This is a genomic window from Chitinophaga tropicalis (assembly GCF_009758205.1).
GTDB lineage: Bacteria > Bacteroidota > Bacteroidia > Chitinophagales > Chitinophagaceae > Chitinophaga > Chitinophaga tropicalis.
Map to the genome: position 1 here is coordinate 134,200 of NZ_WRXN01000008.1, position 23,571 is coordinate 157,770.

Annotated in this window: 15 protein-coding genes; 4 read left to right on the forward strand and 11 right to left on the reverse strand. The window is 41.9% G+C overall.

What is annotated here, in order from left to right; all coding sequences use genetic code 11:
• Window positions 1-12: 12 nt before the first annotated feature.
• Entirely contained in the window at window positions 13-984 is a 972-nt protein-coding gene (locus GO493_RS18605; protein ID WP_157307735.1) for an AAA family ATPase, read from the forward strand.
• Window positions 984-5,333 carry a hypothetical protein gene (locus GO493_RS18610; protein WP_157307736.1) on the forward strand — a complete coding sequence of 1,450 codons (4,350 nt, stop codon included), beginning with the start codon at window positions 984-986 and terminating at the stop codon, window positions 5,331-5,333. Before GO493_RS18605 ends, GO493_RS18610 begins: the two co-directional genes overlap by 1 nt.
• Before the next feature lie 57 nt (window positions 5,334-5,390).
• Here the strand turns inward: GO493_RS18610 and GO493_RS18615 are convergent, their stop codons facing one another.
• On the reverse strand, window positions 5,391-6,461 hold the full coding sequence (locus GO493_RS18615) for a serine hydrolase domain-containing protein (protein WP_157307737.1): 1,071 nt from the start codon (window positions 6,459-6,461) through the stop codon (window positions 5,391-5,393).
• A 165-nt stretch (window positions 6,462-6,626) separates the two neighbouring features.
• Here GO493_RS18615 and GO493_RS18620 point away from each other — a divergent pair, with 165 nt between their 5' ends.
• Window positions 6,627-8,201, forward strand: a complete 1,575-nt coding sequence (locus GO493_RS18620; protein WP_157307738.1) for a transglutaminase domain-containing protein — start codon at window positions 6,627-6,629, stop codon at window positions 8,199-8,201.
• Here the strand turns inward: GO493_RS18620 and GO493_RS18625 are convergent.
• The 8 genes from GO493_RS18625 to GO493_RS18660 all read right to left on the reverse strand — a co-directional run bounded on the left by GO493_RS18625 (window position 8,198) and on the right by GO493_RS18660 (window position 18,824).
• A complete protein-coding gene (locus GO493_RS18625; protein ID WP_198315757.1) occupies window positions 8,198-10,861 on the reverse strand; it encodes an outer membrane beta-barrel protein in 2,664 nt (887 codons plus the stop codon). The two genes, GO493_RS18620 and GO493_RS18625, sit on opposite strands and share 4 nt — an antisense overlap.
• Before the next feature lie 4 nt (window positions 10,862-10,865).
• Window positions 10,866-11,741 carry a signal peptidase I gene (gene lepB / locus GO493_RS18630; protein WP_157307740.1) on the reverse strand — a complete coding sequence of 292 codons (876 nt, stop codon included), beginning with the start codon at window positions 11,739-11,741 and terminating at the stop codon, window positions 10,866-10,868.
• Window positions 11,738-13,777, reverse strand: a complete 2,040-nt coding sequence (locus GO493_RS18635) for a hypothetical protein (RefSeq protein WP_157307741.1) — start codon at window positions 13,775-13,777, stop codon at window positions 11,738-11,740. The genes lepB and GO493_RS18635 overlap by 4 nt, the downstream gene beginning before the upstream one ends.
• Window positions 13,770-14,234: a hypothetical protein gene (locus GO493_RS18640; RefSeq protein WP_157307742.1), complete on the reverse strand. Its 465-nt coding sequence runs from the start codon at window positions 14,232-14,234 to the stop codon at window positions 13,770-13,772. The genes GO493_RS18635 and GO493_RS18640 overlap by 8 nt, the downstream gene beginning before the upstream one ends.
• A 3-nt stretch (window positions 14,235-14,237) precedes the next feature.
• A complete protein-coding gene (locus GO493_RS18645) occupies window positions 14,238-15,431 on the reverse strand; it encodes a DUF4221 family protein (RefSeq protein ID WP_157307743.1) in 1,194 nt (397 codons plus the stop codon).
• 74 nt (window positions 15,432-15,505) lie between these two features.
• Window positions 15,506-15,739 carry a hypothetical protein gene (locus tag GO493_RS18650; protein ID WP_157307744.1) on the reverse strand — a complete coding sequence of 78 codons (234 nt, stop codon included), beginning with the start codon at window positions 15,737-15,739 and terminating at the stop codon, window positions 15,506-15,508.
• Between the two features lie 101 nt (window positions 15,740-15,840).
• Complete coding sequence (locus GO493_RS18655; protein WP_157307745.1) at window positions 15,841-17,670, reverse strand: O-antigen ligase family protein; 1,830 nt, start codon at window positions 17,668-17,670, stop codon at window positions 15,841-15,843.
• A gap of 320 nt (window positions 17,671-17,990) precedes the next feature.
• Window positions 17,991-18,824, reverse strand: a complete 834-nt coding sequence (locus tag GO493_RS18660) for a hypothetical protein (RefSeq protein WP_157307746.1) — start codon at window positions 18,822-18,824, stop codon at window positions 17,991-17,993.
• Window positions 18,825-19,068: 244 nt separating this feature from the next.
• Here GO493_RS18660 and GO493_RS18665 point away from each other — a divergent pair, with 244 nt between their 5' ends.
• The gene (locus tag GO493_RS18665) at window positions 19,069-21,489 is read left to right on the forward strand and encodes a TonB-dependent receptor (protein ID WP_157307747.1); all 2,421 of its coding nucleotides are present in this window, start codon (window positions 19,069-19,071) and stop codon (window positions 21,487-21,489) included.
• 145 nt (window positions 21,490-21,634) lie between these two features.
• Here GO493_RS18665 and GO493_RS18670 read toward each other — a convergent pair whose 3' ends face one another.
• Window positions 21,635-22,900 (reverse strand): FecR family protein, encoded by a 1,266-nt coding sequence (locus tag GO493_RS18670; protein WP_157307748.1) that lies wholly within the window; start codon window positions 22,898-22,900, stop codon window positions 21,635-21,637.
• A 40-nt stretch (window positions 22,901-22,940) separates the two neighbouring features.
• Complete coding sequence (locus GO493_RS18675) at window positions 22,941-23,507, reverse strand: RNA polymerase sigma factor (protein WP_157307749.1); 567 nt, start codon at window positions 23,505-23,507, stop codon at window positions 22,941-22,943.
• Window positions 23,508-23,571 lie beyond the last annotated feature (64 nt).

The following is a 23,571-nucleotide window of genomic DNA, read 5'->3' on the forward strand; positions in this document are numbered from 1 at the left end:
TAGTACAATTTTATGAGTAACAGCCTATTTAACAGAACAATCAATATAAAGTCTTTCCCTTTAAAAGAGGATAATTCCGGATATGTAGCAGATGAAGCTTTAATTCAGGCAATAGAAATGGCTATTGCACTCCACAAACCCCTGATTGTTAGCGGGGAACCAGGAACAGGCAAAACCAGGCTAGCTCACTGGGTTGCAGCTCAACTACATAGGCAAACTCAAAATCAAGAGTATCCATTTTTGCCAGAAGCGCTGGTTTTTAATACTAAATCCATATCCACCGCCGCTGACCTTTTTTACCACTATGATGCAGTCAGCCATTTCCAAAACAAGGACAACCAACCAACTGAACAGTTTATTGAGCTTTGCGCTATGGGAAAAGCAATTGCACAATCGCATGGCAAAGAAGCTAAAAACCTGGAAGAGCTTAAGAGATTGAAAGATTTTCAGAAATTAAGCAATTTCCCATGTAGTAGTGTTGTGCTGATAGATGAAATAGATAAAGCTCCTCGTGATTTTCCTAATGACCTGTTAAATGAAATTGAAAGATATCAATTCCGCATCAAAGAATTAAATTTGGAAATAGAAACCAATAAAAATGCGAGAATGCTTGTTATTCTCACCAGTAATTCCGAAAAGAGTCTGCCTAACGCCTTTCTCCGTCGTTGCATTTTTTATCATATTCCTTTTCCAAATGAAGAAAAACTATTAAAAATAGCTACGGCCAGACTTGGTAAAGATCAACCTAGCTTCGCTATGGCATGTAAAAAATTTATGGAATATCGTCAGAAGGCTCTTAATAAAAAACCTGCTACATCAGAATTTTTAGATTGGCTAAGAATACTTGATGACTATGGTTTACTAAATATAAGCGAGTTTGGGATGAAGGGAAATCAAGAACAACAGCTTAACTATCGAACTTCTCTCAATGCCTTAGTAAAAACTAAGGAAGATATTGAAAAAATCGAATCATTGAATTTTTAATGCAGGTGCTTCACCAATTCGTCCCCAATTCAGATAAAGCAAAAGTTCTTCTTCCACTTGAAGGATTAATAAACCTTTTGCAAGCACATGGCTTTCATATACAACCCGAAGATTATCTGGAAATATTGAGCTCCGTACAGCAGGTAAAGACAAAAAATCTGCCGGAATTGAAATACAGGCTATGTCCATTGGTTGTAACTTCCCCAGAGGAGCAGGAAAGATTTTATCAAGTATTTGATAAGTATGTGCAGTTGCAATCTTTCGACGAATCACCCATTAAGCAGTCAAAAAAGATAACAAAATCCCTGATAATAATTTCAACATTTATATGCCTCAGTATTGTAGTTTTCTTTCTATTTAAATATCCTCGTAAATCTACTGACTTTCCAAAATATAGCGCAACATTTAATCTATCAGGAAAGCAATCGAATAGAAAGTCTCCATATCATGCTTTAACAGGTGATACTCTTCTGTTAGACGCTACAAAATTATTTCCGAGGGAAGTTGATACTATTAATGCAAGAATAAGCTGGAACTTCGGACATGACTGGGAATATGTAAATCAGTTAAAACTGTATTACCCCGCTATTCACGGATTGATCCGTTTGAGAGTAGAATCTGGTGATCAAAAAAAATACATTAATATTGATTCTCAACACATAAGAATATGTAACAAAATACTTGATTCATTAAGGGTTGAATTTATTGTAAAACAGGAGAAAACTGAATCCACAATCTCCCCAATTACTGCTCTAATAGGAGATTCAGTTTTATTAACACCTATTTTTAGAGGGGACAGTGCTAAAAATAACGGAAATTGGATAATTAACGAAACTATTTACAACAAAACTGCTAATACTCTTAAATACAAATTCAATAAAGAAGGTCCTGTAAATATAACATACCGAATTGGGCAACAAGAAGACTATCAGTACTCAACTCGGCACTTTTTTATAAAACAACCTAAGCACAGGCTCTTTCTACAAGTATTCCAAAATGGCCGCTCTGCTACAAGCATAAAAAAAAGTATCGTACCCTGGATATTATGGACTTTGCATTTATTCCCCATAATCTCCGGGCTATTTGTTTATTGGTTATTTAAACGCAATAAACGAGCTGCCCAGCTGGAGAATATACGGAAAGAAGAGCATTTTGACAAATGTAAACCATACCGTCCTCCATATGAGGTACCGATGGAAAATAAGTCCCTTCAACAAGTAATACGAGAGAATAATCAAAATATAATATTCACTGCTATGAGGAGAAAGGTGAAAGATGATTATCGTATACTAGACATTCAGAAATCCATCAGTGAAATAATTAAATCGGGAGGAATACCATTCTTAGCATTTACAAACAGAATGAAGCAACAACAATACCTCATTCTTATAGATGAAAGTAAGATTAAAAGCCAGGAGTTGAATCTATTCAAATACCTTGTTAATCTATTAATAGAAGAGGATATTTTTATTGAGTACTTCTATTACACAACCTTTGATCACTTTTATAGTGAGAATTTCTCCTCGGGGTTCTCTCTCCAACAACTGGCTGAACTATATCACTCAAGTACTTTGATAATTTTTGGGAATGCCCATCAATTATTGTATTACGCGTATCCAGTGATACAAAAAGAAAAAGAAGAATTATTGGAGAGATGGGAGAACAAAGCTATTCTTACTCCTGAATGTTATCAAGATTGGGGAATCAGAGAAGAAGCGTTGAAAAAGCACTACATTATTCTTCCAGCGGATATACAGGGACAATTGCAGTTGATGCAAGCAATACGAGAGAATCAATTAAGGAATGATCAGTATTTATCTGCGATTAATGAATGGGATAAGACTGAATTATATCATTTTTCCGAAGTTGATGATTTAAAGGACTATCTATCCGATGAAGATCTATTTCAGTGGCTCTGTGCAATTTGCGTATATCCTGTTATTCGATGGGAAGTAATTATCACTGTCGGTAAAACATTACTTACTGCTGGTAATTGTTTGGATAAACTAAATTTTACCAATTTATTGAAATTAGTTCGCATTCGATGGATGCAAGAAGGAGTGTATCCCGATGATACTCGTTTAGCTCTTCTAAAAGAGCTTACAATTTCCAATGAGCTTCTTGCAAGGGAAGCCATCCACTCCATACTTGAATACTCAACATTCTTGGAAGATGGTACACATTTTTTCGAATTTGAAAAAGAACAACAACTGGTTACATCAGAATTTATCCTCTTTTTAAACAGCAACGACACCAAATACAAATCAGGGTATCAACGCTTTATAGATTTATGGCAAAACAACAAAGTGCTAGATGCCCCTCTAGTTCATTATCTTGATAAAAATGATGACGAGGATTATTTGACACCGCTAATATATAACTATAAAAATGTCGGTGTTACAGAATACCTCAAAAAACTAAAAGATGATAAGTCCGTTGAGATAAGAAAAGCGAAAAAGGTACAGTTAATCAGATATGCCTGCGTCCCCCTCCTTCTGTTAGTCGCTTGTCTTTATTTAATATGGGTAAGTGACAGAATTGCTCAAACGCAGTTAGCAAAAAAAATAGGTATCCTATCTACTAATGCTTCTACACCACCTCCTATTTCCTTTAGTCTATATACTAATGACTCTTGTTTGCAAGTATCTAGAATTTTCAACTATCCAGTTAATGGAGTATTGATAACCAACAGCAGAACATATCCGTTAAAATTCTACAATGGCAAGACTGAGAAACTAAACCTTAGCTATTCTGATATACAGAATCCTATGAAATTAAGGCTAATTATGGATGATACAACATGGATATGGAATTCAGCTATCCATATTACTAAAGAAAATATAAACCTTCGATTAGGAGGCTTCTGCAACTCAGCCTCTATCATAAAAAAACAGATAAATATATCGTACAATAATATTAGTCTACTACCTGAAGTCAGACAATTAGAAAGAGCTCTGTCTAATAGGTATCAGGTAAGCACTTTGCTACAAAAATTTAGTGACTCCTCTAATGTATTATATTTTTCCAATGCCGACGAACAATTAGCGCAGACATTAACAGTGGCTATACTTAATATTACAGGAAAAAAATTAATTCCACAGCTATCTCGAAAGTCCACGTCTGACCCAGCATTCGTAACCATACACTTGCGTGATGATAATACTTCATCCACCTGTACACCAGCTAACATGGATAATCTACCCCAAGAACTAAATGATATTTGGGAATATGACAACAATTTAATCCGAATAGACTTCCAAAAAAGAGTGATATACTCCACTAAAGATAATAACAGTTTCAATACCCAATTGATAAATGAAGTTTGTACACAGGAAAATACATTCAGAATTATTACTAACGAATCTTTGAAATATAAATTAATGCAGATTGCTTCTGATGGACAGGGTAATTTTGAAATAGCAGATTGTAATAATCTTTATAATACAAAAGAAGAATCCAAGGAAAAAGGTATCATTAATTGCGTTAATTTTTCAAAACTAACCCCTCATTTACCTAATTATCAAAACAATGATACCTTGATCCATTTTGTACTAAACACTGATGGCATAAAAAGATTACCACAGATAGCAGAAACGTATAAAAGATCTGATATTGATAAGATCACAGCTACGGTCCATATGTACAAAAACGAAAATGTGAATAAAAAGAAGCTCATCAACTCAGGTATTAACGCTTTCATTGCTCAATTAGAAAAGTTAAATATCCAAACATTTGTAAATTTCGATACTGTTATCCAGAACCCTTTCCTGCAAAGTTATATATCTGTACAAATCCGGCGTATTCTGCCTGATTGTTCCCGTACATATTATTCTATTGAAGAGGCAAATAAGTTGGGAAATCCAATGCTAGTATGCAGGCTTGATTTATCGAAGAGTAAAACTAAAATCTGGGGAAAAGAGTTATACATTTATAAGAACTTAAAACGTCTTACTTTAAAGAGAGAACTTACATCTGACTCTGAAGTTTCAGCACTTAAACAAGTACTTCCCAATTGTATAATTTCAATAATTGGTAATGAAAAAGAAACTCAGCTTGGAACACTGACTATTGATGACCAAGGCAATCCAGACTATAAAAGTAAACAGATTATTAAAGATGTAGCCGCAAAACTAAAGGCCTATCCCAATGCAAAAATAAAACTAGTAGGTCTTTATTACAATGAAAAAAGTTCAACTAAAATAAATAGAGGGATTAAAATTATCAATGTATTATTTCATAGAGCGGGTCTGAGTGTAAATACACAGCAAATAGAACAAGAAATTTATTTTGTCCAACATGCTATTCAATCAAATTATACTATTAATATTATCGGAATAAATGTGCCTTAGACTTCATAATACAATTAGTCAAACATATAATTAATTAAATTTGTTAAATGACAATATTTAACCCACAATCTGCTTAGCGAGATCGGCGGAGAGATCGTCAAGGCTGACTGTGCCGGTATTGCTTAAGATGATTATAGTAGCATTATCCTCTAAAATATGAAAAAGCATTGCCTGAGCCCCCATTATAGAACCGGGTCTTTTTACAATGGTGTACATTTTGCCGTTGATCTCGTAACGCTCATATACCCATACGCCTAAGCCATATTCTCCAAGGCCGGAAACGAACATTTGTTTAAGCGTTTCTTTCTTTAACAGTTTGCCATAAAACAGGGCATTCGAAAATTTCAGGATATCATCTGCAGTAGAATACATTGCGCCTGCGGCATACCAGTTTTCAAGATATACTGGCAGATCGCTAACCAGGGTATGAAGATCATCCCTGTAAAAATAGGTATCTGCTAATTTATCGATGAGCTTATGCTGTGACAAGAGACCGGAATTAGTCATCTGTAAAGGCAGCAGTATCTTTTCATTTAACTGTTGTTCGTATGATCTTCCGCTTACTTCTTCTATGATCTTACCAAGGATAATATAGTCTGCGTTATTATAGTCGAACTCCTTGCCTGGCTCTTTCACTAAGGGACCGCTGCAGAATCCTGTTAATAGTTGATCCGGAGTATATGGCCGCTGGTATTGAGGAATACCGTTTTTCAAAGCAGAATCAAGGTTAGTGCCTTCGTCCATGTTATGCATGCCAGTGGTCATGTTCAGTAATTGCCTTACTGTTACTTTCTCTCCTTCTCCTTTATAGTCCGGTAAATAGGTCTTAACAGGGGCGTCAAGATCTATTTTCCCGTTCTCAAACAATTGTAAGATCAGCACGGAAGTAAATGCTTTGGTAATAGATGCTACCTTATATCTTGTAGCTGGAGTATTGGGAACTTTGAAAGGCAGGTTGGCGAAGCCGAAACTTTTCCTGTAGACGGGTTTTGAGTGCCGTTCTATAAGGATTGTTCCGTTGAAGTTATGCGTCTTCAGAAAAGCGGTCATGAATGTATCGACCTTTGATTGTGAGAAAGTATTGTTGTATATGAAGATAAAGGAAAAGAGCAGGAGTATGTTTTTCATTTAGAGATTGTTTATGTGTTTGAAAGTACATTAAGTTGCTCAAAAAATGAGTTTTGCCTTCGGCAAAACTCATTTTTTGAGAGAGGATTTTTTTTGCACTGCGCGCGGCTGATTTTTTTTAAAATAAAATCCTTATTTTAACAATAATAAAATAAACTCCCTGTTATGAAACCCCTCATTGCCATTGTTATATGTACCGTGTTAGCTTATGCCTGTAACCGCCCGGACTTCCCACATTCAGCTAAACTGGACATAGCATTAAAGTATGCCCGTGATAATGTGTCGGAGCTGGAGAAGGTAATAGACCATTATTCAAAAGACGCGAAGGACTCACTGAAGTTGCAGGCTGCGCTTTTTCTCATAGAGAATATGCCAGGGAAAGGATACTTTAAATATTCCCCGAGGGATAACCGGGGTATCACCTCTTACCAGGTGTTCAGGGGAGAACTTGGCATAGACAGTATCAACGTATTGAAAAGCAAATATGAAGATTCCATGAACTGCGGGGAGATCAGATATGTCAACCCGGTCTTTGTGGAAGACCTGCAGATCATCAGGGCGCCGCAGATAATTGAGAATATTGAGTATGCTTTCAGGGCCTGGGAAATGCCCTGGGCAAAGTCTCTTACCTTCAGTCAGTTCAAGGAGCTTATTTTGCCATACCGCGTTAATGATGAACCCCTGCAGAAATGGAGAAAGTACTTTTTTGAGAACAGCGGGTGGATCTTTAAACTGGCGGGCAATACGCATGACCGGCTGAAGCTGGCTTCTGTTGTAAACGACAGCCTGAAAAAGGGTTATCGCTATATACATGGCGAGATCAGTTACTTTCCCGGTACTTTTACGCTGGCAGAGCTCAAATGCACCAAAGGAGGCCGCTGTGAAGACCTGAACATGCTGCTGGGCTACTGGTTGCGGGCTATAGGCGTACCGCTGACAAGAGAGTATACCTCATATTGGGCCAATACTAACTGGGGTGGTCATTCCTGGTTAAGCATACTGGATTCGACCGGCAAATTTGTTCCCATGAATGCGGTCTATGACAATCCACGGAGGGACTCTCTCCCCTTCCATGATGAAAAGCTGATCAAGGCATACCGGAACCAATATGAGATAAACAACTTCAGCTCTCCCGGGAGTTTTGTCAGGAAACCTGTTACCGATATCACGACTGAATATATAGACGCAACGGATTATACCTTTGTATACCATCATGAAGATACCACACGCACGTATATCAGTGTGCTGAACGGCCCTTACTGGAAGCCTTTTGTCACCGAAACTGTTATACAGGGCGATTCTACTGTCTTTAAAAATATAGGGACCGGGGCATTATACGCTACTATTCAACTCAGGGGCGATACTTTTCACAGGACTATAAGAGCTCCTTTCCTGCTTACCAAAACAGGTAAGGTCCAGCCGCTGATGATGAGAAAAGATACATCGGTCACAGTTTCTTTTGATCTGTCGCTCGTGCGGGTTGATCTTTATAAAAAGAGATGCCGGGTAATATACTGGGATGAAGACCTGCAGGACTGGTCAGCAGGTAACGAGATAAAGGTACTTACTATAGATCCTAACCAGGTGATAAAACAGAAAAAGCATGCCGCTATCACGTTCAATGGTCTTCCTGGTGGCACTATGTACAAGCTGGTTGATGCTGACTATTTCCCTTATGCAAGATTTGGCGGCAGGCCATTTATTTTCAATGAAGAGGAACGGCAATACATGCGCTATTAAAATATCCTGTAATTAAGGGTAGCCATGAAGAAACGGCCCAGGTTATTATACTGTGCATCCAGTGTATAGTTCTGCTCTATGACCCTGTACCGGTTCACGTTGCTCTTTAAGAGGTCATTTACAGAGAGTTTCAGCTGTAAGCGGTCTTTCTTCATGAAAAGGAAAGTAGCGCCCATGTTCCATAACCTGATATTGCTATTGAAACCTGTCATCTGCTGATTCATGATCATATCATATTTTGTATCAAAAACGAAATGTCTTGTGAAACGGATGATCAGCTCTGTAGCGGTCAGGTGGCTGGTAAAATGCTGGTCAGGCAGGTATCCGTCATCATAGCCGCTGGTGTTTATGTTGAGGCTGTACCGTTGGTTGAATTCAATTTTATCATGAAGATTAAGCTGTAGTCCCACGGTGGGCCCTACAGTCAGCTGCCGGGTTTTAATATGCTGCTGGTTCAGTACCAGTTCACTTCTTTCATACTGTGCACTATAACCGAGGTTAATGCCGATCTGCCTGTCAGTATTCTTGAAATCTTTCCCGATAGTACCACTACTGTAAAACAAATAAGTCCGGTCAGCATTGACAGGCATGTTCACCTGGATACCATTTGAGTCTATGTTGCGCGAGCTGACCACGCTGTTATGCCGGAGGCTACCACGCAGGGTAAAGTTATAGTTCATTTTTCTACGGGTATCATAACTATAAAAACCGAGGCCCAGGTTATCTGTACGGGTGGGTAACAGCTCGGGGTTGCCTTTGTTAATATAAACGGGGTCTGTATTATCAGGTACCGGCTGCAGATAACTCATATCCGGCGCCTGGGCTGTACGGCTGTAGTTGAGCCCAACAGATTTATACCGGACAATCAATGCGGGCGATAAAAAATTGAGTTGCCTGTTAAAGTCCGGGTAAGTGATAAACCGGTTACGCATATAAAGAGTGTTCATGGAGATACCAGGTCTGAGCAACAGGCCATTTTTCAGCTTGTATTCTATCCCTATGGTAGATATAGTTCCAATACCCAGCTGGTTTACCTTTTCACTTAATGAAGGGTCTTTGATCGTATTTCCCCAGTAAGTAGATAAATTGTTCGTCTTATCCCAGTAGCTTATATTCAGGATAGCATACAGGGCTATCTTTTCTGTGAGTGGGTTGTTATAGCTGGCATAAAGATATCCGTTCAATGTTTCGACGCCTGTGTGCCGCTTCTGGTTTAATATAGAAGTAGAATCTTCCGGTTGAAAGAATTGATTATAGGCAGCGGTCAGGTGATTGTTCCTGTTATCGACATCGTTCACTTCAAGGGTTACATTCAGGGAATGTCCTTTCTTTTTAAAATCGTGTGACAGCAAGGCGCCTACGTTATAGGTGATGTTATCAGTTTTCTGATCCTGTGAATTGTCTGAGCGGTTGATATCAGTACCTGCCTGATCTGATGTAAGCAGATGCGATGCTGACTGATACCTGGAACCGGAGAAAAGCACCGATGGCTGGACAATGAGCTTTGTTGTCTTGTCTATATTGTATTCCAGCCGGCCGTTCACCCGGTGATTATATTTCCGGTCAGTATATGCCAGATCGCTACGGCTAATGAGGGCCCCTTCTTCCAGTACCTGGTTGCGGTTCATCAGCTGGTCCAGCCGGTTGTCTGCTTTTCCGTAGAAATACTGCAGATTGGCGATCAGGCCATTACGGAAGGTCTTATTCAGGTTAACACCTGCGCCGGCGGAAGTTTGTACGCCGGCATCGTTACCACCTAATCCACCACTTTCAAATTTACTGATAAGACGTGCTTCATCCGGGTTGAACCCTGTTCTGTTGATGTTATTGCCGTATCCCAGCAGACTTGCCTGTATGGTATCCCTGAAGTAATTGAGGATACCGCCTATTTCATATCTTCCTTCAGTACCTGCTCCACCATAAAACCGGCCCAGCGGGCGGGTTTTGCTGCCTTTTTTAAGCTTCAGGTTGATGACCTGGGGAGTCTCTCCTTCCCTGACATCCGGGTTACTGATAGCAAATTCGCGGTCATCCATTACCTGTATTGCCTCGATGATATCTGAGGGAAGATTTTTGCCAGCTATTGTCAGATCTGAACCAAAGAAAACCTTACCATCTACCAGGATGCGGCTGACCTTTTTACCATTCACGGATACGCCGCTGCTGCTTACCTGTACACCGGGTAATTTTTTCAGCAGGTCTTCCAGTACTGCACCTGGTAATGTTCTGAAATATTCTGCATTAAACTCTATCGTGTCTTTCCGTACCAATACCGGCGGCCGTATGCTGCTGACCGTAAAAGTGTCCAGGCGATTGACCTTTTGTTCTAATGTAAATATTCCCAGGTCAATATCCTGCTGGTTATCTTCCAGCGTAAGTTGTTTTTTGAGCATGCTATACTGCCAGGCATTTACCTGGATAGTCAGTTGTTTACCGGCAGGAAGGTTATTAAAGCTGAACCTTCCCCGGGCATCTGTTAACCGGTAGCTGACAAGCACAGAGTCGCTACTGTTAATGACTGATACTGTGGCATGCTGTACAGGAGTATGCTGTGCGCTTTCCTGTACAATGCCGGTTATGCGTCCGCTTTTCTGGGCTTTTACCTGTGAAAGGAACAATAAAAAGAATATAAGGGAAAACAGTATGGGCGTACGAAACATGTAGCTATAGTTTATACAGGTATTTGCCAACAAAATTATCTTCAGGAACAGGGCCATAATCTCTTGAGTCAATGGCATTGACCCTGTTATCTCCCATCATAAAATAGTAATTCTTCTTAAATGTATAATGGCCGGTTTTACGGCCGCTGATATACAAGCTGCTATCCTTTACTACAAAAGCGGCATTTTCGTAATGCCGGATAATGTAAGCATATTGTGTATAGCCTTGTTTATCGAGTATGATCTTCATGCCTTTATAAGGTATCTTCAATGCAGCAAGGCGAGGCATTTCGGTGCTCATTCCCAGCCTGTCCAGGCTAAGTTTCACGGAGTCGTTCGTGCTGATATATCTTGTGAGGGAATCAATCCCTTTCATTTTCTTAACAAGGGGCAGTTGAGAAAGGTCCAGTCCGATGAAGAGGTATTTTGAGAATTTTATGCCGCCGTTCTCTTCGAGGTCAATTTTTCCTTTCTCAAAGTTCTCTTTTGTCATTGAGTAGTTATTATACCATACTTTATACTGATGTCTGACGGTATTGGTTTCAGCTACCTGCTGACCGTTGATGGATACAATTCCGCCGGCGATCTGTATAACGTCTCCCGGTACGGCTATGCATCTTTTCACAAAGAGCCCGTAATATTCAGGGTTGATGGTAAAGACGTATACTTCATTCCGTTTTGGGACTGAGCGGATGCCGAGAGTAGCAAGGATACCGGACAGTATCCCGCCATAAGTGGTTTTATTGGCCAGTATCAGGTCTCCGCGGTACAGGAGGTTGCGCATGGAATCGCTTGGAATCCGGTATATGTCAATAAATGAAGAGCGGGTCAATAGTATTACCAGCACAGCGATCAGAAATATTTTTATGAGTTTCTTCATTTTACGTACAAGGTGAAAGTGTTTTTGCCAAGTAGTCCGCCGTCACTGATCCCTTCCACTTTACCCGTAAAACTGCCGGGAATGTCTGAGCAAAAGAAGCTGATCACGGCCTCTCCTTTCTGGTCTGTAACGATTACAGGCTGCCATATTAATGTTCTGCGAAAATCGGGTAAGGAGTTATCATTGGTTTTATCATAGTCAGGCTGGATAAATTCCTGGTGACTATAATACCCGTTTGCGGCAGCAAGATTGAATTTCCGCAGCAGCTCTTCTTCTGTGTAGTCATGGTAATGATATTTTACCTGTCTCATTTCTCCTGCGGAGAAGGAAAAAGGATGGGTAGAAATTTCGTTCCTCCTGTTACCTACATATTCACTGTATGTCTTTCCTTCTTCCGGTTTCCGGCCTGAATGACAGGCAGGGCAGTTGAGAATGCCACACTGACCTACATAGTCGTTATTACCATCCATGCGGGCGAGGCTGTCCAGTTTACCCAGGTATTTGGGCCAGGACCTGGACCTGCCTTTAGCAGTGATCTCTACTCCGGTAAGGGTTTGGCTGAGTGGTCCTATTTCAGGGGGGAGCTGCGCGGGGGGATCTTTCTGTTCGTCTGCAAGGACAAGGGGGTAGTTCATTCCTTTTGCTTTCTCTGTTTCCCTGATGGTGGTAAAAGGGTTATTGATAGTTATTCTCTGTTCCGGATCATTTTCTACAAATGATTTTATGTAGATGCGGCGTCCCATTGAAAAGATCTCCGGGGTCAGGCTGAAACGGCCGTTAATATCTACTGTAATTGCCTGGCTGTAGCGTTCTTCACTGTCAAACGCCATCAGGACCAGGGGGCCACGGGCGTTCTTCTTTTTGGTTGTCAAACGGCCGGCAATGCTGTCTGATAAGAGAGGGTTATTATCCTTTATGTTCTTTCTCATCTCTTCTTCGTTCCAGGTATAGCTTTTCGCGCCCAGGGCCAGCAGGAGCTGGTCCAGCTGCTGTAAGCGGCCAGGGTCTTTTTCATTAAAATAACGGCCGGGTTGATAGATCCGGCCTCTGAGCTGTGAGGAGAGATAGTAATGATTATCGATCTCTTTGCTATCCAGGTTATTGTTATAAAAGGAGCTGAATACTGTCAGATCCAATACTGCGGGCACCGGTTTACCGTCTTTATCAGTCGTTTTTATATGCAGGGATACTTTCTCCCGTTTTGCATAAGTTTCTTTGCTGAGCTGACATTCAACGTACAGGCGTTTTTCCGGGTTCATGTATATCAGCCGTTCTGCCAGGGGCTTCAGTTGTTCATTGAACAGGGTGACGGCGGCAATCCCCTGTGGGGTGTTCTGCGCCGGAAGCGTTATAAGCAGGCTGTCTGCAAGCATTGCCATTGCGATGGACTGTACTATGCCCCGCTGCTGCACTCTCAGAAAGATCCTTTCCGGCTTATGATTGATGGCTGTGATCTTCAGTTGCAGGCTGTCATGCTCATTTTTAAGAAGATGTATGGCAATGCTGGTATCCTTTACCGGAAGTGGTGTATATACAGTGTCTTTCAAACGGACAGCGGCGATCTTACGCAGAGAATAAGCATCCTTCACAATACGGATATGCCGGAGGGCATTAAATGCAGGCTGACCACTATTGAACGAATTGGCTGAATAAGCTTTTAAACAGTATTCGCCTTCGGGCAGGTCACCGTTAAGATATACCTGTCCGTTTGCCATTCCGTTCATGATGGGATACATTTCTTCCCATACGGTGCTGTCGTTATCGATCTTCTGCAGTTTTACATACAGGGTCTTATCTGCCAGGGATAGCATGAAAGAACGTGCATCCAGTACGTATCCTTTAAACCAGAGGTCTTCTCCGGATTCATAGATGCCCCTGTCTGTATTCAGGTAAACATTGGTTTGCGGTTCCCTGTCAGACAAGGCATGCAGCCTTTCTGCCAGTCCGTCCATCATTTCTTTATGCTGGGAAAGCCCGGCAGCAGGCCGGGCAAACAGGAAGCATAACAGGAGTATGTATTTCTCAGCTTTAATCATTACTTAGTTTTACTCTTAATCCCTCGAAGGCCTGCCCGCTCTGGGGGGACTGGAACTGGTGTTTTACCGGTTTACCATTATCCAGCTGTACAATGCATGGATAGATAGCGTTGTTGGTAGGCATATCGAAAAGGCGGTCTTTATCTACGTATACGTTATCGTGCTCTTTCAGGCTGATACCGGTTTTTTGCTGTAAGATCTTAAAAGATTTGGTGTTGGTCAATACAAACATGACCTGTGGGTTATCGATAAAATCGCGCATAAAGGCCTCTCCTTCCTGGATACAGCCTTTACAGCCAGCACCTGGCAGGATGACCAGCCAGTTGGTATTTTTCTTCAGGGCGAGTTTTTCCATGCCTGTAGAAATGGCTTCGTTTTCCTTATCCGTATCGCTTTTCTTACAGGAGCTGATCGCCATGGATAAGATCATTATAAGGAGGAAAATATGTTGTTTCATGGGTCAGATCTTTTGAGGTTGGAAAATTTTAAAGTTCATGAATTTCTCGTCTACATCGCTGTCGTCCAGGTATTCTATATTCAGTCCTTCTTTGGTGACGAATGCGTTTTCAGGATAGAACTCGTGCATGGTGCCGATGCTGGTTTCACCAAGGTACCTGAAGTGTTCGTCCATGATGATAACTGTTACTTCCTTATCCTCCCATCTTAATTTCCTACCTGATTCCGGTAATGCCTTTCTTAAGAAGCGGTAATATACTTTGCGGTATTTATCGTATTTGATACCGCCGTAGAGGTCAGTCAGACAGGCTTTTTCATTCAGGGCTTCTCTTGATATCTTTCCGTCTGCGGGTTTCTCAAAAGAGCTGATGGTACCGGCCTCATTGCTGCCCCCGTATACTACTTTGTATCCGGGTTTGCTGATATCGGCGATGTAGAGGTTGTGTGAGATGGGGAAGCTGTAGATGATCTCGTCTTTGCCTGGTCCGGCATCGCAGAATACCATGGTGAAAAGAGGATCGTCCCAGATGTAGCTGAATCCATATAAAGAATCGGGATAATTATGTACGAACTGTACGGTACTGTCGTGCATGTTCATCACTGATGTAAAGTTGAATTTATGTATGAGGGTATCGGGGAGAGTCCACATGAATTGCCCGGGCAGCACCAGTTTTCCGGACAGTTCCATGATGGGGGTGACTGTTTGCGGATAGTGTTGCGGGTAAGAGAGTGTCCATACCTGTTTTTTCGGGTCCATGTTATTGATCACAGAAGTTCTTGAGAGGACTTTCCCCTTACTGTTTATCAGCACCATATCATTCTGCATATCATTGTATACATAAGTGGAATCCTCGTTCTTTATATAAAATCCTAATGGTATCATAATCTGGTCCGGGCCTTTTCTTTCATAAGCTACTCTTTTGGTGAATGCAAGTGTTTCGTAGTCATAAAAGTTCAGTGAGTTGGTAAATGTATTGAGGCAAACGAGGCTTCGCCGGCCTGCTGTATCAGTATATACCTGTATCAGCTGGGGTTTGGCTGCGGAGCCGCTGTCCAGCGGAAACTTTTTATCGGCCACCAGTACCAGTTTATCTGTGGCTTTCAGATTGCCTTTCTCATTATTCTTTATCTCTGCAACCCTGGAACAGGAAACCAGGGCATAAAATAGGGAAAAAAGACAATAAAAGATTTTTTTCATAGCATGTTTGGATTCAGTTCGAACTTTTTACCTGGAGTAGTTTGGCCTGCCTGCGGCAGGCCAAACAGGGATCATTAACCTTTGGTGCTGTCACAATCTACCGGTCCGCCGGGATTGGGGAAGCAGTTGCCGGTAAAGCTGCATCTGCCATTGTTGATTGGGGTGCTCTGGCATTCAGCGTTTGCATCGCTTACGCCGATGAGGCTTGTCAGGCTGATGTCACTGATATTGCCAGCTGCGCTGGTTGCGAAGAAAACGCCTGTAGAAAAGGCCATGATACCGAAGAATCCGATTACTTTCTTTTTCATTTTGTGTTTAATTTAGGGTTTAAAATGTTTGTTTTTCTCGTGAAAGGGGGAACGGGCTGTTCCCTGGGGGTGTTTGATCCTGTCAGGTCATACATTCATTTTTAAGGGTGAATAATCAGGGTGGATGCTGTTTTTTGTGAATTGATCAATTCATGTGCTGCAGCTTTGATTTCTTCTACTGCCTTTGATGGGACCTTTATGCTTTTGGATAATATCTCTTCTGCTTTTTGCAATGCTTTGTCTTTCTGTCCGGCGGTATCGTATAGCCTCATCAGCAGGTAAGCCGGGTAAAAGCGGCCGGGGACCATATTTTCTGCCTGCAGATAAGCTCTTTCGGCCGCCCTGTAATCTTTTTTTCCTTTATAGGAGTCGCCCAGGGCGGTTTCGATGATGGTGTTATTCAGTTGCCGGCGGGCTTGTTCCAGTATGCTGATGGCTTCATCATATTTACCGGCCATGGAAAGTGCTTTACCGTATTGCATGAGGAAATCTCCATGATGTTTTAATACCGGGTAGGCTGCTTTATACTCTGCCATACATTCTTCATATAATCCATTCTCATAACTGTTCCGGGCCAGCTTCCAGTTCCTGAAGCCCATAAGGAGGTGTGCGGACAGTAATACGCCGGATGCGGCGGCTACGAGGCAGGTCAGCAGGGCCGGTACTGCGACATTTGCATTTACCCGGTATACTGTATTCTTTTCTATATGCGCCAGTATAGCCAAAGTGGTTATCATGATGATCTTTATAGAAAGGATATAAGAGGGATAGGCAAAAAGCCCGAAAGTGAAACCGGCTAACAGTACAGATAAGCATAACTGTTTAATGAGGATATGCTGTTCTGCTACCATTATGCGTACCAGAGCTATAAACAAAGCGAGGAGCAGCAGCATGCCGGCAATGCCGTTTTCTACCAGGAAGTGAAGGGGCTCGCTGAATGCGTAACAGGTATTATCAGCCAGCTGAAATTGAGAGATATTGGCGGTTTCCCTGAACATGCCGGCCTGTGCGTCCATATAAAAACTGCCGAACCTGTCGAAGCCTACGCCTGCTAACGGATGTTGTTTAAAAATACCTAAAGATACCTGGTATATCAGCATCCTGCCATCTGCGGACTGTTTTTTATATCCGTATGCACCATACAGGGTTGCAGCTAAAAGTATAAGCAGGCTAACACCTGCAAAGTATTTCCCAGGAACAGACATACATGCGATGCGGTTACGGATATTATACCTGTAAGCCAGGAGATACATCCCTCCCACTGCAAATCCTATCCAGGCAGCGCGGGACCTCAGGGCGGGTAATATCACTGCAGCGCTTATTAACGCTGCTAATGAGATATATGAGAAAAGGGATTTCCTTTTACTGGTCAGTTCATTACTATACAGGTAGATCCCTGATGCCAGTATACCTGTTACCACCATGAAGCCTGCATAGGGACCGGGGTTAAAGAAGCTACCGGTAACGGGAAAGCTGCTGTGAAGAGAAGGGGCTATACCTGACAATTGCAGCAGGCCATGCAATCCCTGTATACCTCCTGCCAGGGCTATTGCCAGCAGCAGGTACGAAAGGTATTCGGTGGGGAAGGTCCTTATTAATATATAAAGAGCGGTAAGTGCTGTCAGCTCATACAACTGCATTGAGAAACCGGCATGGGGAGCTGATATAAAGCGGTTTAAGAGCAGGTAAATGAATAACAGCAGCAGACATGTATCTAATGCTGATAACCGTATATAAATATTATCGTTGCACAAAGTACGTATGAGGCAAAGTCCTGTTGCTATTGCCAGCAGGAAGAGGGATGCGATGAGCTTTGTACTTTGCGTGGCATCAGCTAAGTATGGCATATATATAGTAGGAACAATAGCTATCAGTATACAAACGACAATAAATGTCATGCCTGTAAACAAGCTAACAATACGAATCTTCATCGGTGATCATGATTTAGGTGATCCTGATGTCCGGGTTATGAGCGTTGCAATAAAAAAGTAAACGATCCTGGCTTTGAGGATGGGTTACGACCAGATATTTTTTATTGTATTCAATGCATCTGGAACATGGGAGTGTAATGGATAATTAAGGTAATTTTTCATTGTGGATCTATTATTATTACAGGAAATTGTCAATCCCCGCACAAACAACTGGAACACTTGGAGCAATGGTATTTATTCCGGGTCAATTGAAATTAGGAAATAAATGTCACATGCACAAGATTAATGAAAATTATTTTTGGGAGGTATTGCTGAGTGATCTATGCATAATACCAATCACGGCCCTGTTCAATCCGGGCTCTCCACAGGTTTGTTGCGGGATCCCACCATGAGCTATAGTCGTGGGTCCAGTAATATCCGTTGTGGGTAACGAGTCCTGTTTGATAGGTAGTTTGTTGCTGCGAGTTATTTAACTGCTGGTATGAGGGTTGAGGTTGCTGATAGGTAGTTTGTGGTTGCTGATGTGAGTTATTTACCTGCTGGTATGAGGGATATGGTTGCTGATAGGTAGTTTGTGGTTGCTGATGTGAGCTATTTACCTGCTGGTATGAGGGATATGGTTGCTGATAGATAGTTTGTGGTTGCTGATGTGAGTTATTTACCTGCTGGTATGAAGGTTGAGGTTGTGCCCCTCTCTGCTGAGTTCCCCGTTGCTGTGTTCCCCGGGGGGCCCTTGGCTCGACTATAAAACAGGAAGTAATACCACCAAGCCCCCAGACCAGTCTCACTGTCTGCCCTCCCCAGCTGTGGTCTACGGCAAAGGACCCGCCATTGTTTATCCAATCCTCCTGATTAGTCAGGTTAAATAATTGCCTGGCAATGCCTCTGACAGCGTCAACGGTATTCACCTGAGGGAAATACCGGCTCCATACATCCAGATGCCTGTCCAGGTGAACGTTATCTGCTTCAACATATGTCGTATTCTGAAAACCCGGGCCATGTCTCTGAATAATGTTACGGGCCAAATATCCATTATTGTGCTTCAGTTGCAAGGGATCTGCAGCAGGTCTTGAAATGCCTGAAGCGTGTAATGCCTGAGCCGCTGAACGGCTTGAAACGGGGACTGGCTGTGAGGTTTTGCTGTAATGTTGCATAGTTATGGAACAGAGGGTTATTGCAGTAAATTAAGCAAAGATTTCGTAAAAGTAAACAGTAATTACTCATGAGTAATGCAACAGTTTTAAATTTTTTTTGATGTTGCACCTGGCAGGCTAAAAGAGCAATAATGGAATTTTTCCCTATTGCGTAAATGATTTTCCCGATCCGTTTGCAGTACTGTCGTTAATAGCCCCAATTTGCGCGCTGAAACTGTTTCTATCGATCAAATACTACCCATCCATGCTTAATCGCTTTTTCCTTTTAATAACAGCGCTATTGAGCGCCAATATCCTGTACGCACAAAATGGAACCATTAAAGGCACCATCACAACGAGTGATGGAAAGCCTGCCGCTTATGTCACTATCAGAGTTCAGAACGCCCGTTGGGGAGATATCAGTAATGAGCAGGGTGAATACACAATCAAAAACGTGAAAGCAGGCACCTGGACCGTTATTGTAACCAACCTGGTATCTACTGCTGAGGAAAAACAGGTGACAGTCGTAGCCGGACAGACAAGCAAAGTTGATTTTGAGCTAAAAGAAAACGCCGCACAGCTCCAGGAGGTGACTATCTCTTCCAGGAATGTTAACAAAGAAGATAAGTTCACGGCTAAGATGCCACTGGAAAACCTGGAAAATCCGCAGGTATATAATACCGTGTCTGCCGATCTCATGAAGCAACAGGTTATTTCAAACTATGACGATGCTTTCCGTAACGTGCCAGGCATTACCAGGACATGGGAATCGACCGGCAGGGCCAATGATGGCGGCGCTTATTTTGCGCTGAGAGGATTTGATGCCCAACCTATCCTGATAAACGGGTTGCCTGGTATTACCAGCGGTAACCTGGACCCGTCCAATATAGAAGAGATACAGGTTATCAAAGGGCCCTCCGGTACTCTTTTTGGTGGCAGTGTATACAGTTACGGCGGGATGATCAATACCATCACTAAAAAGCCTTATTATACCTTTGGCGGCGAAGTGGCTTATAATACAGGCAGCTGGGACCTGCACAGGGTAACAATAGATGTGAATACGCCGCTGAGCAAAAAGAAAAAGATAGCGCTCCGCTTAAACAGCGCCTTCCATTCTGAAAACACTTTCCAGGATGCGGGTTTCAAAAAATCTTTCTTTGTAGCTCCTTCTCTGGCCTATGAGGTGAATGACCGCCTGTCCTTCAGCGTTATGGCGGAAATACTGGAAGAAAAAAGGGCTGTACCTCCTGTTTTCTTTAATAGTGACAGGGCAGCACCGCTGGATTTTAAGACACTCGGAGAGTTGAACCTGAACAACAACCTGTCATTCACCAGCAACGATCTTACGATCAAAAACCCGCGTTTTAATCTGCAGGCCCAGATGTTGTATAAGCTTTCTTCCAGCTGGACTTCACAGACGGTAGTATCTGCAGGGAGGGTTAAAACCGACGGTATCTATACCTATATATGGGACGTTACGCCGGGAGATAAATGGTTCAACCAGAATTTTCAATATCAGCATCAGAGGACACGGTCGCTCGATATCCAGCAGAACTTCAATGGTGATTTCAAGATCGGTAAGCTGAGGAACCGCTTATTGGCAGGCCTGGATTATTACCACCGCCAGGTTGTTGAAAACAGTTCCGGATCGGGTTATGGACGGAATATAACGCCACAGGGTGAAATAGGTTATTTTGATCCGGAAACCGGCGATCCGCAGGCTCCGGTATACCTGACAATGGCATCTGTGAAAAGTTTCCTGGCTCCGCTGGATAGCTCAAGAAGTGATCTTTCCAACAGTTATTACAGTGCCTATTTTTCAGATGTACTCAACATCACTTCTGCCCTGATGGCTATGGTGAGCGTACGCGCAGACTATTTTGATTCAAAGGGCCAGAAAGGTGATCCGTCTGATGATTATGACCAGTTTACGGTATCTCCGAAATTCGGCATCGTTTATCAGCCTATTCCTAATAAGCTGTCATTGTTCGCCAACTATATGAATGCGTTCATTAACGTAGCGCCAAGGCAGATAAGTGATGTTGATGGCAGTAACGCCCGTGTAAAATCATTCAAACCTGAACACGCTAACCAGTTTGAATACGGCGTTAAAGCTGTATTACTTGATGGGAAACTAGCCGGTACGCTTTCCCTTTATAATATCAAGGTTACTGACAGGGTAATGCCCGATCCGGCCAACCCGCTTTATGATTATCTGCAGGGCGGGAAGGTACGTAGCACCGGATTGGAGTTCGATGTAAATGCCGCCCCTGTACATGGGTTGAATATTATTGCAGGATATAGCTATAATCATATCAGAAATCTTGCCGGCTATCAGAATGATTTTTACGGACAGCCAGGCAGAAATCCCGGCGGACAAGGGCCGCAACACCTCGCTAATCTCTGGGTTACGTATAAATTCAGCACCGGTATACTGAAAAACTTTGGTATAGGTGCAGGCGGTAATTATGCAGGTGATTACAAGGTGATCGATAACAGTGCTACCGGAGTGTTTATACTTCCGTCTTATACATTACTGAACAGCAGTGTATTTTACAATGCCAGGAAATTCAGGGTGTCTTTTGCTGTTAATAATATTACTGACAAGGTTTATTATACGGGTTACTGGTCTGTTAATCCGCAGAAGCCGAGAAATTTTGCGGCGAGTGTAGCATATAAGTTCTGATACTTTCAAAATAATAGCCAGGAAAGCCGGTAAATAATTACCGGCTTTTTTCAACCTAGCTAAATAGGTTAACAAAAGGGCTTTGTTAGAAAATAACTTATAGTTATTCTGAGGTTCAGGTTTTCAGGGATATTTAATAACCAACCTATTTTAAATAGTAAGCTCCGTTGTTGTAATAATATGTCAGGTCAGGGTACATATTTATGCAGCGTTGCAGGAATTCTTCGGGAGGTTCCCGCCTGTCCATAGCTAATGTCAGGTAGTTCCTTTGTCCGGACGGGGAAATATTTAATTTTACGCCGTAGCATTTCAGGAATGTTTTTTCGATATCAGTACCTGAAGGATTGCTCAGGGTACTGACGGGTTCTATCCATGAAATTGTATTGCCGGCATTAAATGCTTTCACTTCCATCTTCTTATTAATGCAGATTGCCTGATAGCGGGGTCTGAGAGTAATAGTATTATCTCCGTTTGTTACCTGTACACTGCCTGATACCAGTGAAGTGACTGATTCCTTTTCGTTTCCTTTTATATTAAGCTCTGTCCCTAAAACATTTACTGTACTGTTGGGTAAATGAATAATAACAGGCCTTTCTGCATTCTTTTTTATATTGATATAAGCTTCCCCGATAAGAAAAAACTCTGACCGGCTCTTCTCTCCTTCCGCCAGCAGGGTAAACCTGGAATGGGCATTCAAAAGAACAGAGCTGCCATCATCAAAATTCACACTACATTCTCTTCCGGAAGGTACATGTATAGTAGCACCGGAAAGCTGATATACTTTTTTATGACCCATTAAATTTTTCCCTGTAAGGTCTTCGTTCTGTTCTTTCATAGCGGGCATTGAGATAGTCTTTTCCGGAAACGGGTTCATTACATGAATAAGAAGTAATCTACTTTCTCCGGAGCTTCCATTGTATTCTCTCCTGGCCAGTACGGGGATACTAACCTTTGTCAGGGTAGGACTTTTACTACTATCTACGACCCATCCATCTTTGTCCAGGGTAATTGTCCGTCCATGCAGCTGTAACGTATCCCTGCCTGTAGTGATAAGTATATCGCGTCCTTCTGCCAGTGAGATTTCCGGTTTGTTCTTTCCAGCTTTCTGAAACCAGAAGAATGTTGCAATTCCAAGTAAACAGGCGGCTGCGGTTGTCACTATAGTTACAACTTTAGGTATTCTTTTCACTTTATTGCTATCCGGGCTGGCAGCTGCCAGAATTTTTATTCTTTCAATAGCCAAATCCTCCAGCTTTTCTTTATCCCATACCTTATGCAGGTATTCTGATAAATCTTTAGCCTCCGGGAGTTCCTCCAGCAAAAGGTCCAGATGATACTTTTCCTCAGGAGTGATTGTCCCTTCTATTTCGGCTATAATGAGAGATCGTATGTATAGTGCAATGTTGTTCATGTTCCTACTATTATTAGACACAACTAAAATCAAAAAGAGATTACAGGAATAAGAAAAAAAACTGTTTAAATTTATTCTGCAGTTCCTTTACTGCGTCACGTACCTGTATTTTCAGGGTATTAACTGATGTTCCCGTAATTTCAGCGGCCTCTTTATATTTTAATCCTCTGATTAATATGAGCTGAACGGCCTTCTTTCTTTTGGGAGATAATTCTTCTATCGCTTTTCCAAGACGCGTTACAAGCTCTTTTTCTTCAATACAAACAGGATCTGTTGTCTGCAGTGACTCTTCACTATATGCCTGGTTTCTTTCGCTATAACTTTTATTCCCGCGTATATAATTCAGATATTCGTTACGGGTTATTCTGTGTAAATAGCCGTCCAATCTATCCTTAATATTTACGGATTCCCCATTTGACAATTTCTGATGAATCCTGGCAAACAGATTCTGTGTTATATCCTGTGCACTTGATCGATCCCCTGTAAACTGAAGGGCCCAATTGAAAATACGGGGCATATATTTCCGGTAGAACAGGCCGGTTACATGTGGATTTCCATCTTTAAGACCCTGGACTATTTGTGCATCTTCCTGTAATTCTTTTTCCATGGTTGATTTGGTGATTTAATAAGAGGAACTACATGATCCGTATGCCTGATCATGACCAGATTGT